This window comes from Streptomyces sp. NPDC056296 (assembly GCF_042268605.1).
Taxonomy (GTDB): domain Bacteria; phylum Actinomycetota; class Actinomycetes; order Streptomycetales; family Streptomycetaceae; genus Streptomyces.
The window spans coordinates 39355-51455 of record NZ_JBHJRX010000003.1 but is presented as its reverse complement, the minus strand read 5'-3'; the positions used below and the strand labels follow the sequence as shown (position 1 = coordinate 51455).

Here is a 12101-nt window from a genome sequence, read left to right as displayed (position 1 = left end):
TCGCTTCTTTTCGTTCGCTTCTTTTGAAGAAGGGTCAGAAATGGCTCTTCTCGCACATTCGCTGAACGCAACGCGGCCCGCCGACCGTACCTCTGGGCAAGCTGAGAGCCAGCGGTGCGAACGAGGGATGGCCATGGGCAGGGCGCACGTCTCCACACACGAGTTGGTCGCCGGTCGGTACCGCCTGCTCGAGGTCGTCCACCGTGAGACGAACCGGGTCTGCTGGTCCGGGGAGGACACCGGGACGGGCCGCCCGTGTCTGGTCACGCAGGTCGGGCTCCCGGAGGAACAGGCCGGTGAGGCCGCCCACAGGGCACCCGGCCGGGTGGTCCGCACCTGCGAGACCATGCAGTCGCTGTGCCCCGGGCGGGTCCCCGCCGTGGTCGACGCGGTCGTGGCGGACGGCGCCGTGTGGACGGTGACCGAATGGGTCGGCGGCGTACCGCTCGCCGAACTCCTGGACCGGCAGGGCACGTTCAACTACGTACGGGCGGCGCGCATCGGCCTGGAACTGCTGGACGTGCTGGACGCGGCGCACGACCTCGGCGTCACACACGGCGAGCTGAGCCCGGGACAGGTGTTCGTGGGCGAGGAGGGTTCCGTCGTCGTCACCGGCTTCGGGCTGGCCGGCGCCACCCTCGCGCCGCGGCTCACCGCGCCCTCGTACGCCTCGCCCGAGCAGGCCCGCGACGAGCGGATCGGGCCCGCCGCCGACCTGTGGACGCTGGGCGCGATCCTCTACACGATGGTCGAGGGCCGTCCGCCGTTCCGTGACCGGGGGCGGCCCGAGACGACGCTGAAGGGCGTGGACCGGCTGCCGCTGCGCACCCCGGTGCGCGCAGGTCCGCTCACCCAGGCAGTGCAGGGACTCCTTCGCAAGAACTCGCGTGAGCGGCTGACCCGACCGGTGGTCCGCGAGGCCCTCGTCCGGGTGCTGACGGAGGACCCCGACGCCGCCGTGCGCCAGGTGCCCCATCCCCGGCTGCGAGGCGCGTGCGCCGCCGCCCGGCAGGTGAGCGGCGAGTGGAGCCGGCGGACGATGCTCGCGGGGACGGCCCTGGCCGTCGTCACGGTCACGGTCGCCGTCCTCCTCGCCACCCAAGGGCTGCCCGGCACGGGCGGCGGCTCCGCCACCGGCGCCCGGCAGACCCCCTCGGCCCCCGCCGCACCGCCCAGCGACGGCACCACCCCCGCCTCCCCCGCTCCCCCGCCGAGCGCGACTCCCGCACCGTCGAAGCCTGGCGGCGCCGTACCGGCCGGGTTCCGCCGCTACGACGCGCCGGAGGGCTTCTCCGTCGCCCTTCCCGGGGGCTGGCGGCGGCTGGACACCTCGCGGGTGGCGGACGTGGCGTACCGGGTCGTCTTCGGCTCGTCCGGCGACCCGCGCACCCTCGCGGTCACCTACAGCGAGCGCGCGGGCGCGGACCCCGTGGCGGTCTGGCGCGAGGACGTCGAGCCGGGCCTGGAGCGGTCGGGCGACTACCGCAGGATCGGCGAGATCCGCGCGACGACGTACCGGGGGCGCGAGGCGGCCGACATGGAGTGGGTCGCCCGCGACGACGGCACCCGGGTGCGCACCTTCGGCCGCGGTTTCCTCCTCGGCGGCGGACGCAGCTTCTCGCTGCGCTGGACGACTCCGGCCGGCGACTGGGACGACACGGCGAACGAGCAGGCGCTCGACGCCTTCCTCAAGACGTTCCGGGAGGACTCGGACTGACGCATGGCCCCCGGATTCCCTCCGTTTTCGCTCCGCCTGGCCGGGGACTCGGCCGTTATGGTGCAAATCGGATACACGATGATGACCGAGCAGGCCGGCCCCCGTGAACTCGTCGGCCATCTGGTGCGGGCCGAGGAGGTGGGGTTCGACTTCTCGGTGACCTCGGACCACTACTTCCCGTGGCTGCGCTCGCAGGGCCACTCGCCGTACGCGTGGAGCGTGCTGGGCGCCGCGGCCCAGGCGACCTCCCGCATCCCGCTGATGACCTACGTGACGTGTCCGACGTTCCGCTACCACCCGGCGGTGGTGGCGCAGAAGGCGGCGACGATGCAGTTGCTGTCCGAGGGCCGGTTCCGGCTGGGCCTCGGCTCGGGCGAGAACCTCAACGAGCACGTGGTGGGCGGCGGCTGGCCGTCCGTGGACGTGCGGCACGAGATGCTCACGGAGGCCGTGGAGATCATCCGGGCGCTGTTCGAGGGTGGCCATGTGAACCACCGCGGCACGCACTTCGACGTGGAGTCGGCCCGGCTGTGGGATCTGCCGGACAGCGCGCCGCCGATCGGGGTCGCCGTCTCCGGGGAGCGTTCCTGCGCGCTCGCGGGCGAGCACGCCGACCTGGTGATCGCCACCGAGCCCAAGCCGGGGCTGCTGGAGGCCTTCGACCGGCACGGCGGCGAGGGCAAGCCGCGCGTGGGCCAGCTGCCGGTGTGCTACGACCCGGACCGGGACACGGCGATCGAGCGCGCCCACGCGCAGTTCCGCTGGTTCGGCAGCGGCTGGAAGGTCAACTCGGAACTCCCGCACCCGGATTCGTTCGATGCCGCCACCCAGTTCGTGACCCCGGACGACGTCGCCGGGTCGATCCCCTGCGGCGACGACCCGGACGCGTTCGTGGAGGCCGTGCGCCCCTACGCCGAGGCCGGGTTCACCGAGGTCGCCCTGGTGCAGATCGGCGGCGACTCGCAACCCGCCTTCCTGGACTGGTCGGAGAAGACCCTGCTGCCCGCGCTCCGCGAGGCGCTGGGCCGCTCCTGAACCCGTTCGTGAAACCCGGCCCGGGCGAATCACCCGTCCGCCTGAGCATCTTGCGGGCGGGCGGGGTACTAGAGGGCTCTACGTCCGTTCCCCTGGAGGCCCCTGTCGTGAACTCCCTCGTGCACAAGACCCTGGTGGTGCAGCTCCAGGCGGGCGACGCCGACCGCTTCCCCGTGCTCGCCCACTTGAGCTACGAGGCCGCGGACCCCTTCGCGCTCACCGTGGTGTTCAGCCATGACGGCCGCGTGCTCGCCCGCTGGACGCTGGACCGGGAGATGGTGGGCGAGGGCCTCATCCGCCCGGTCGGCGTGGGCGACGTCCGGCTGCGCCCCGAGTCGCGGGGCCTGTGGGACGAGCTGCGTATCGAACTGCTGGGCGACGCCCGGCCCGACGGGGAGCGCCACCACGCCGTGGTGTTCGTGTGGGCCGCGGCGGTGGAGGCCTTCCTGCGCGAGACCCACGCCGTGGTCCGGCCGGGCAGCGAGGAGGTCCGCGTCGACGACTTCCTCGCGGAGCTCATGGCCGAGGGCTGACCGGCCTCAGCGCGAGGTGTAGCGGTGCCGGGTCCACAGCGGGATCCCGAACCAGCACACCAGGTACCAGATCACCACGCCGGTGACGAGATACGGCACGAAGCCGTCGTCGGTCGCGACGCGCAGTATCAGCAGGAGCGAGGACGTCATCGTGGCGAGCAGCAGCACCAGGCCGAGCAGGGTCAGCCGGGAGGCCAACCGTACGGCCTGGGGTTTCACGCGCCGTCCGGAGACTATCCGGTGCAGGGACACCGGACCTATGAGGGCGCCGGTCGTCACGGCGCCCAGGACCACCGTCACCAGGTAGATCGTCTGGTTCGTGTCCGAGAGGTCGTCGTACTTCGGGGTGAACACGACGGTCAGCAGGAAGGCGAACAGGATCTGCACACCCATCTGCGCGACGCGGACCTCCTGGATCAGGTCCGTCCACATCCGGTCCGCCCGCTCCTCCTCGGTCTCGTCGCGCCCTCTGCGCCGGTCCGAGTTCGCTGTCGCGCCCATTTCCGTCACTGTTCCTCCCGGTTACCGCAGCCTGCGTTCCCTTCTCTCTTCCCGGGTTCCCCGCGCTCAGGCGCCGTGTCGGGGCGGCGGCGTCCGGTTTGAGGGATCGGCGGGCGGTTACACGGGGCGGGACCGACGCAGGCCAGGAGGAAGGCGAAGGATGTCCGACACTCAGCTCACCGTGACGTTCAGCGGTGGCGGCATCGACGACGCGCGGGCGATCGTCCGCGCGCTGGAGGGTGTCTTCGGCGCACCCGACGGCCTCCCGGCCGACGAACAGGCGACCGTGCGCACCGCGACCTTCGACTCCTCGGCGACCCCGGAGGCCTCCTCCGCACCGCGGGAGGCGGGCACCCCGCTGTCCGCGCCGGTGACGGTCACCGTTCAGGGCACGCCGCAGGCCGTCGAGGCGGCGAGCGAGACACTGTCCCGCGCCTTCAGTACGCGGAACGCGGGAGCGGCCTCCGGCGACCAGGAGCGGGAGCGCGAGCTGCTCCTGGTGCCGTGAGGGACGCGCGTACCGGTACCGCCTACCAGCGGCCCTCGACCTGCTCCTTGATCCGACGGTCGTAGAGGTCGCGGATCGCGTCGAGCGTGTCCCCGGACAGCTCCGGCAGCCGGGCGGCGTCCGTGTTGGCCCGGGCCTGCTCGGGCGAACGGGCGCCGGGGATCACGGTGGTGACGCCGGGCTGCTGGATGATCCAGCGCAGCGCCAGCTGGGCCGGGGTGTAACCCTCGGGGGCGAGCGCGGCGAACTCGGCCGCGGCCTCCACGCCCGTGGCGAAGTCGACGCCGGAGAAGGTCTCGCCCTGGTCGAAGGCCTCGCCGTGCCGGTTGAAGTTGCGGTGGTCGTTGGCGGCGAAGACCGTGTCCCGGGTGTACTTGCCGGACAGCAGGCCGGAGGCCAGCGGCACCCGGGCGATGATGCCGACGCCCGCCTCCCGGGCCGCCGGAAGGACCTCGCGCAGGGGCTTCATGCGGAACGGGTTGAGGATGATCTGCACGCTCGCCACGTTGGGCCGGGCGATCGCGGTCAGCGCCTCGTCGCAGGTCTCCACGCTGACGCCGTACGCGGCGACGCGCTCCTCCGCGACCAGGGTGTCCAGGGCGTCGAACACCTCGTCGCTGGAGTAGACGGGGGTCGGCGGGCAGTGCAGCTGCACCAGGTCGACGACGTCGACGCCGAGGTTGCGGCGCGAGCGGTCGTTCCACTCCCGGAAGTTGTCGAGTACGTAGTTCTGCGGGATCTGCTCGACCCGGCGGCCCATCTTGGTGGCGACCAGCACGTGCAGGTCGGGCCTGCCGCGCAGGAACGTCGCGATGGTCTCCTCGCTGCGTCCGTCGCCGTAGACGTCCGCCGTGTCGAAGAAGGTGACCCCCGACTCGGCCGCCGCCTCCAGCACCGTGAGGGCTTCCTTGTCGTCGACGTCTCCCCAGTCGGCGCCGAGTTGCCAGGTGCCGAGGCCGACCACCGAGGCGTGCTGGTTCGACCTGTCGAATGTGCGCTCGTCCATGCCGTCAGTCTGTCATCCGGAGCTATCCCGCACCGCGTCGGGACGGCCCGGCGAGGTCCTTCGCCCGTGGGTGGCCGGCCGGCGTGCCTGGATCGTCCGCGCGAGCCTCGGTCCCAGCCAGCGCTTGAGCCGGCGCAGTCCCTCCAGTCGCCCGGCCGCCCGGTCGAGCCGGTAGTACAGCCCGGGCGGGACGTACGGCAGCAGAGGCGAGTGGCGCTGACCCAGCAGGGCGAACATCCGCTCCGGTGGCAGGCGGATGTAGCGGGGCAGGTTCTCGTACCACTGGGCGCTGAAGCGGGCCGCGCTCTGCGACGGCAGCAGGGCCGCCCTGCGTTCCCGCTCGTAGTGGGCGAGGGCGTCCTGGAGGGTTCCCCGCTCGCGCAGTGCGGCGGACAAAGCCATGGCGTCCTCCAGCGCGAGCGTGGTACCGGCGCCGATGGAGTAGTGCGTGGTGTGCGCCGCGTCGCCGAGCAGGACCAGGTTGTCCCGGGACCAGGTGCGGTTGGTGAGGGTGCGGAAGGTCGGCCACGAAGCACCGGCGCCGACCGCGGACCGGCCGGTGAGCGGGTGGCCGTCCAGGACGTCGGCGAAGAGTTTCTCCAGCAGGACCAGCCCTTCCCCCTCGTCGGCCCGGTCCAGGCCCAGGCCGGTCCAGGTCTCGGGCGCGCACTCGACGACGCAGGTACTGCCCTCGGGGCCGAAGCCGTAGCCGTACGCCCAGATCCAGCCGTGGTCGGTCTCGACGAAGGCGAAGGTGAAGGCGTCGAAGACCTTGGTGGTGCCGAGCCAGGCGTAGTGGTTGCGCCCGGCCCGGATCTCGGTGCCGAAGTGACCGGCGTGGCCGGTGCGCAGGGCACTGCCCACCCCGTCGGCCGCCACGACGAGTTCGGCGGCGGGCGGGTCGGCGGCGGTGATCTCGCACTCGAACTCCAGGCGCACACCGAGGGAGCGGGCGCGGGCGGCGAGGATCTCCAGGAGCCGGTGACGGCCGATGCCGAAGCCCTCGTCGCCCCGGTGGCGGGCGGTCCGCTCACCCACGTGGGCGACGCCGTCCCGCCAGCACACGGAGTGCTCCTCGACGGCGCGCGCGGACTCGGGGTCGTGCTCGTGAAGCCGGTCGAGCAGTCCGCGCCAGTAGGTCACGCCCCAGCCGTAGGTGGAACCCTCCGGGTCGCGTTCGTACACGGTGACGTCGTGGGAGGGGTCCTGCAGCTTCAGCAGGATCGACAGATACAGGCCGGCGGGCCCGCCACCGACACAGGCGACCTTCACATTCACCCCTGGAACGCACTCATAGCGGTCAGATGACTACGCAGAGTAGCAGTGAAGGGGTCGGTGTCGTGAGACCCGCCCGGCGTGGGGCGCGGCCCTATCCGGCCGCCGCCGTGCGGCACTCCGGGTGGCCCCAGCCCTGGTCGTTCTTGGCGATGGACTCGCCCGCCGCGTAGGAACGGCCGCACAGGCAGCGTCCGGGGAACTTCGCCTTGATGGTGCGCGCCGAGGCACCGCCGCCCTTGCGGGCCGTGCCGGGCCCGCGACGCGGTGCCTTCCTCGCGGCCGGGACGTCCGGTGCGGGCGGCGGCTCCGGTGAGCCGAGGCCGCTGCCCGCAGGCTCCTGCACGACGGCCGCCTGGCTGGCGGCGCGGTCGGCGAAGTCGTTGAGCCGGTCGCCGTCGACCTGGTGGGCGGGCACGTAGCGGAACTCGACCGCGCGGCCGGCGAGCAGCTCGTCGATGCGTACGACCAGCTCCTGGTTGGCGACCGGCTTGCCGGCGGCCGTCTTCCAGCCGTTGCGCTTCCAGCCGGGCAACCAGGTGGTGACGGCCTTCATGGCGTACTGCGAGTCCATGCGGACCTCCAGCGGTACGTCGGGGTCGGTCGACGCCAGCAGGCGCTCCAGCGCCGTGAGTTCGGCGATGTTGTTGGTGGCCTTGCCGAGCGGCCCCGCTTCCCAGCGGACCGGGCTCTCCGACGCGTCGGCGACCACCCAGGCCCAGCCGGCCGGACCCGGGTTTCCCTTCGAAGCCCCGTCGCACGCGGCCACAACACGTTCAAGCATGCGCCCGATCATGCCATGGCGCGGCGGGGTGCCGGGACGGGGTCAGGGGACGTCCGTGATCTTCGGCATCTCTCCCTCGGTCCTCGTGATGTCGAGCACCGAGAAGTTCGCGCCCTGCGGGTCGCTCAGGGTCGCGAACCGGCCGAAGGGGCTGCTCATCGGCCCGAACCGCAGGACCCCGCCCAGCTCGGTGGCGCGGGCCACGGCCTCGTCGCAGTCGGCGACGGTGAAGTAGACGTTGATGTACGACGGCACCTCGGCCGGGACGTCGTCCGTCATGGCCATGCGGCCGAGCACGGTGTCCTCGCCCAGGTCGAACAGGCGGAAGTCCACCCCGTCGTCCTCCATCCGCTTCGCCGTGTAGGAGAAGACCGCGGGGAAGAAGGCGTCCGACTTCCCGGGTTCGCGGGTGAAGACCTCGGCCCAGCAGTACGCGCCGGGCTCGGCCACCGCCTCGAACCCCTCGTGGGTGCCGCCCTGCCAGAGGCCGAACACGACGCCGCCCGGGTCCCGGGCCAGGCACATGGTGCCGAAGTCGCCGACCCGCATCGGCTCCATCAGCACCTCACCGCCCGCCTCACGGATCCGCGCGGCGGTCGCCGCGGCGTCGGGGGACGCGAAGTAGAGGCACCACTGCGAGTGGCCCTCCTGGCCGGACATGGGCGGGACCACGGCGGCGACCGCCTTGCCGTTCGTGTAGCACTGGGTGTAGTTGCCGTACTCCGACGACGACTCGCCGAAGGTCCAGCCGAGGACGCCGCCGTAGAAGCTCTTGGCTCCCTCCAGGTCACCGAACATGGCATCGGCCCAGCAGGGTGTTCCTTCAGGTTTCACGGCCATGGCTGCCGCCTCCCGTACGGATGAGTGGCCGGGTGGGTGGTCCGGATGGTGGTGATGGTGAGGATGGTCTGATTCCTCACGCTAGTCATCCCCTCCCCCACCCGCGCGCCGACGGCTGCTCACTCGCCGGCGTACGCCTTCTCCAGCGCGGCGATATCGAGCTTGCGCATCGACATCATGGCCTTGTTGGCGCGCCCCGCCTTCACGGGGTCCGGGTCGCGGAACATCTCCTCAAGCCTGATCGGGACGACCTGCCAGGACACCCCGAACCTGTCCTTGACCCAGCCGCAGGGGCCCTCCTCGCCGCCGCCCTCGGTGAGCCTGGTCCAGTAGTGATCGACCTCTTCCTGGTTCTCGCACATGATCTGGAAAGAGATCGCCTCGTTGAACTTGAACTCCGGGCCTCCGTTGAGGGCGACGAACTTCTGGCCGTTGGCCGTGAAGTCGACGGTGAGCACGGTGCCGGTGGGCTGGTGCCCTCCCTCGGGGTAGCGCGTGACGGCGCCGATGCCGGAGTCCTTGAAGAGGGAGACGTAGAAGTGGGCGGCCTCCTCCGCCTGGCCGTCGAACCAGAGACACGTGGTGAATCCGTTGGTGCTCATGAGTACCTCCTGGGCGTGGAGCACGGTCACCACTGTCGACCGGCGCGGACCGCAGAACTCATCGGTCCTGCGGGAAATCGGGTCAGCTGCGAGGCCGACGGACGGCTGAGCGCTCTGCCCGTGGCGAATCTGCCAGGGGCAGAGAAAGCCCCGCCGGAGCCCGCAGCGGGCCGAGAGTGGAGGAACCGCGGCGCCACCGGCCGCGTACCACTCCCCCGGAACTTCCCGACGACTCGACAAGGAGCGCCGATGTCTCCATTCATCGCCGGCCCGGCCCCGGCCGTGCTGCCCCGAGCCCAGGAGGGCGACACCCCTGCGACCCGGTTCGACGACCATCTGGCCGCGCAGTTGCTCGCGCAGCGGATCGTGCTGCTGGGCACGCAGGTCGACGAGGTCTCCGCGAACCGGGTCTGCGCCCAGTTGCTGATCCTGTCCGCGGAGGACCCGCGCACCGACATCAGCCTGTACATCAACAGCCCCGGCGGCTCCGTGCACGCAGGGCTCGCCATCTACGACACGATGCGGCTGATCCCCAACGACGTCTCGACGCTCGCCATGGGGTTCGCCGCCAGCATGGGGCAGTTCCTGCTGAGCGTCGGCGCGGCGGGCAAGCGCTACGCCCTGCCGAACGCGCGCGTCATGATGCACCAGCCGTCGGCGGGCATCGGCGGCACCACCGCCGACATCGAGATCCAGGCCGACAACCTGGAGTTCACCAAGCGGACCATCGAGCGGATCACCGCCGAGCACACCGGTCAGAGCCCGGAGACCATCTCCCGGGACGGCGACCGCGACCGCTGGTTCACGGCCGAGGAGGCCAGGGAGTACGGAATGGTGGACGAGGTCGTCCAGTCCCTCGCGGACGTGCGCCCGGCCGCCACCAGGCGACGGATGGGGCTGTGACATGGGGAGCTACACGATTCCGAACGTCGTCGAGCGGACCCCGCAGGGCGAGCGGTCGTACGACGTGTTCAGCCGGCTGCTGTCGGAGCGGATCATCTTCCTGGGCACCGAGATCGACGACGGCGTGGCGAACGTCGTCATCGCGCAACTCCTCCATCTGGAGTCGTCGGCTCCGGAGAGCGAGATCGCGGTCTACATCAACTCCCCCGGCGGCTCGTTCACGTCGCTGATGGCGATCTACGACACGATGACGTTCGTACAGGCGCCGATCTCGACGTTCTGCGTCGGACAGGCGGCCTCGACGGCGGCCGTGCTGCTGGCCGGCGGGGATCCCGGGCGGCGGTTCGTGCTGGAGCACGCGCGGGTGCTGCTCGGGCAGCCGGCCAGCGGCGGACGGCAGGGCACGGTCTCCGACCTGGCGCTGCAGGCCAAGGAGATGGTGCGGATCCGCTCCCAGGTCGAGGAGGTGCTGGCCCGCCACACGCGCCACGACGTCGCGACACTGCGCGCGGACATGGACCGCGACAAGGTGTTCACCGCGGAGGAGGCCGTGGCGTACGGGCTGGCCGACGAGGTGCTCAGCCGGCGCCTGGTACGGGTGTGAGGAGCCGGGCCGGCGTCTCGCGGCCCGCGAGACGCCGGCCCGTGCGGTCGGTCAGGCGGCCAGGCACATCCCGTCGTACCCGGCACCGGACACACCGCGGCCGCGGGCGACGCCGGTCTGCCGGGAGGTGAGGCGCACCAGTTCTCCCTGAGCCCGCGCCAGCAGGTCTCCCAGCCCCAGTCCGAGGGCGCCCGCGGCGGCGGCCAGCACCTCCGACGACGCCTCCTTGCGGCCTCGCTCCACCTCCGACAGGTACGGCATGGAGATCCGGGCGGCCTCCGCCACCTCCTTCAGCGTGCGTTCCTGGTCGAGGCGTTCGCGCCTGAGGACGTCGCCGACCAGATCGCGCCACAGGGGCTCTCTGACGGCGGGCGACCTTCGCTCCGGCGGAACCGGCGAGACGGCGGGGCGGTCTCCCGGGCGCGCGGGCCGCGGGCCCGGCTGCGGGCGCATCTGTGGGCGCAGGGGAATGACCCGGGCTTCGTTCGGCACGTGGCTGGTCACCTCCTCAGCCTAGGAGTCCCGCCGCGCGACGGAAGGGTCCGGCGTTCCGCCCAGAGGGAAACCGGGGGGAAGCCACGGGGTGCCGGTCGTCGCGCACGGGACTACCCTGAGGAAGGACACATCACCCCGCGATGACGCAGCGGCACCGATTATTCGCCACCCGTGAACACGGGAGGCATGTGCCGCCGCGACCCGGGTACCCGCAAGCGGGAAAAACCTAGGGAGACGTCGAACCGTGACTTTCGTGGGAGAGGTAATGGAGACCGCCGTGATCCGGCCGGAAGCGCAGGTCGTCGAAAAGGCCACCGGGAGCAGGACGGGCGACGGATCACTGCCGGGTGTCGTGGACCCCCGCACCGTCGCTCCGCGTGACGCACGGCAGCTGTCCCGCCAGTTCTTCCAGCGCCTGACGGAACTCGAAGAGGGCACGTACGAATACCAGTACGCGCGCAACACACTGATCGAGATGAACATGTCGCTCGTGCGGTTCGCCGCCGGCCGCTTCCGCGGTCGCGGGGACGACATGGAGGACGTGGTCCAGACCGGCATGATCGGCCTGATCAAGGCCATCGACCGGTTCGAGCTGGCGCGTGAGGTCGAGTTCACCTCCTTCGCGCTGCCGTACATCGTCGGCGAGATCAAGCGTTTCTTCCGTGACACCACCTGGGCGGTGCACGTACCGCGGCGCCTCCAGGAGCTGCGCGTGGAGCTGGCCAAGGCCCGGGAGGAGCTCTCCTCCCGACTGGACCGCGAGCCCACCGTCGCGGAACTCGCCACGCTGATGAACATCAGCGAGAACGAGGTCGTCGAGGGCCAGATCGCGTCCAACGGCTACAACTCGTCCTCGCTGGACGCCGCGCTGACCGGGGACGGGCCCGAGAACGGCGAGTCGGTGCTGGCCGACTTCATCGGTGTGGAGGAGAACGGGCTGCGGCTCGTGGAGGACTTCCATTCCCTCGCCCCGCTGATGGCCGAGCTCAGTGAGCGCGACCGGCGGATCATCCACATGCGGTTCGTGGAGGAGGCCACCCAGGCGGAGATCGGCGAACAGCTCGGCTGCTCGCAGATGCACGTGTCCCGGCTGATCAAGCGGATCATCACCCGGCTGCGCGAGGGCATGCTGGGCGAGCTGGGCTGCGCCTGAGGGACGAGCACGCGGACAGACGTGAACGTGGCGCCCCCCCCCCCCCCACGAGGGGGGACGCTTCCGACTCTGTTCGTGGCAACAACGACCGCACCCCTTTTTCCACCCGCCCGCGCTCCCAAACCCCCACTCCCCCCCATGAGCT

14 protein-coding genes are annotated in these 12101 nt (G+C 71.3%); 7 read left to right on the top strand and 7 right to left on the bottom strand.

The window, feature by feature from the left end; all coding sequences use genetic code 11:
- The first annotated feature begins 133 nt into the window (after window positions 1–133).
- The 3 genes from ACFCZF_RS03235 (at window position 134) to ACFCZF_RS03225 (ending at window position 3285) form a co-directional block, all read left to right on the top strand.
- On the top strand, window positions 134–1717 hold the full coding sequence (locus ACFCZF_RS03235; RefSeq protein WP_376670172.1) for a serine/threonine protein kinase: 1584 nt from the start codon (window positions 134–136) through the stop codon (window positions 1715–1717).
- 57 nt (window positions 1718–1774) lie between these two features.
- Entirely contained in the window at window positions 1775–2752 is a 978-nt protein-coding gene (locus tag ACFCZF_RS03230; RefSeq protein ID WP_376670171.1) for an LLM class F420-dependent oxidoreductase, read from the top strand.
- A 107-nt stretch (window positions 2753–2859) separates the two neighbouring features.
- Entirely contained in the window at window positions 2860–3285 is a 426-nt protein-coding gene (locus ACFCZF_RS03225) for an SsgA family sporulation/cell division regulator (RefSeq protein ID WP_375917047.1), read from the top strand.
- 6 nt (window positions 3286–3291) lie between these two features.
- Here the strand turns inward: ACFCZF_RS03225 and ACFCZF_RS03220 are convergent, their stop codons facing one another.
- Complete coding sequence (locus ACFCZF_RS03220; RefSeq protein WP_376670170.1) at window positions 3292–3786, bottom strand: DUF6328 family protein; 495 nt, start codon at window positions 3784–3786, stop codon at window positions 3292–3294.
- A 160-nt stretch (window positions 3787–3946) separates the two neighbouring features.
- On the opposite strand from ACFCZF_RS03220, the gene ACFCZF_RS03215 reads away from it, so the two are divergent.
- Window positions 3947–4294: a hypothetical protein gene (locus ACFCZF_RS03215; protein ID WP_376670169.1), complete on the top strand. Its 348-nt coding sequence runs from the start codon at window positions 3947–3949 to the stop codon at window positions 4292–4294.
- A 22-nt stretch (window positions 4295–4316) separates the two neighbouring features.
- Here ACFCZF_RS03215 and ACFCZF_RS03210 read toward each other — a convergent pair whose 3' ends face one another.
- The 5 genes from ACFCZF_RS03210 to ACFCZF_RS03190 all read right to left on the bottom strand — a co-directional run bounded on the left by ACFCZF_RS03210 (window position 4317) and on the right by ACFCZF_RS03190 (window position 8801).
- A complete protein-coding gene (locus ACFCZF_RS03210; RefSeq protein WP_376670168.1) occupies window positions 4317–5300 on the bottom strand; it encodes an aldo/keto reductase in 984 nt (327 codons plus the stop codon).
- Window positions 5301–5312: 12 nt separating this feature from the next.
- Complete coding sequence (locus ACFCZF_RS03205) at window positions 5313–6578, bottom strand: FAD-dependent monooxygenase (protein ID WP_376670167.1); 1266 nt, start codon at window positions 6576–6578, stop codon at window positions 5313–5315.
- 91 nt (window positions 6579–6669) lie between these two features.
- Window positions 6670–7371 carry a ribonuclease H gene (locus tag ACFCZF_RS03200; protein WP_376670166.1) on the bottom strand — a complete coding sequence of 234 codons (702 nt, stop codon included), beginning with the start codon at window positions 7369–7371 and terminating at the stop codon, window positions 6670–6672.
- Between the two features lie 30 nt (window positions 7372–7401).
- On the bottom strand, window positions 7402–8199 hold the full coding sequence (locus tag ACFCZF_RS03195; RefSeq protein ID WP_376670165.1) for a VOC family protein: 798 nt from the start codon (window positions 8197–8199) through the stop codon (window positions 7402–7404).
- Window positions 8200–8318: 119 nt separating this feature from the next.
- Window positions 8319–8801 (bottom strand): VOC family protein, encoded by a 483-nt coding sequence (locus ACFCZF_RS03190; RefSeq protein WP_375917027.1) that lies wholly within the window; start codon window positions 8799–8801, stop codon window positions 8319–8321.
- A 249-nt stretch (window positions 8802–9050) separates the two neighbouring features.
- Here ACFCZF_RS03190 and ACFCZF_RS03185 point away from each other — a divergent pair, with 249 nt between their 5' ends.
- Both ACFCZF_RS03185 and ACFCZF_RS03180 read left to right on the top strand, forming a co-directional pair.
- Window positions 9051–9704 (top strand): ATP-dependent Clp protease proteolytic subunit, encoded by a 654-nt coding sequence (locus ACFCZF_RS03185; RefSeq protein WP_376670164.1) that lies wholly within the window; start codon window positions 9051–9053, stop codon window positions 9702–9704.
- A gap of 1 nt (window position 9705) precedes the next feature.
- On the top strand, window positions 9706–10308 hold the full coding sequence (locus ACFCZF_RS03180; protein WP_376670163.1) for a ClpP family protease: 603 nt from the start codon (window positions 9706–9708) through the stop codon (window positions 10306–10308).
- A gap of 51 nt (window positions 10309–10359) precedes the next feature.
- Here ACFCZF_RS03180 and ACFCZF_RS03175 read toward each other — a convergent pair whose 3' ends face one another.
- Entirely contained in the window at window positions 10360–10812 is a 453-nt protein-coding gene (locus ACFCZF_RS03175) for a helix-turn-helix domain-containing protein (protein ID WP_376670162.1), read from the bottom strand.
- Between the two features lie 256 nt (window positions 10813–11068).
- Between ACFCZF_RS03175 and ACFCZF_RS03170 the strand changes: the two genes are divergently transcribed.
- Window positions 11069–11956, top strand: a complete 888-nt coding sequence (locus tag ACFCZF_RS03170; protein ID WP_376670306.1) for an RNA polymerase sigma factor SigF — start codon at window positions 11069–11071, stop codon at window positions 11954–11956.
- Window positions 11957–12101: the final 145 nt, after the last annotated feature.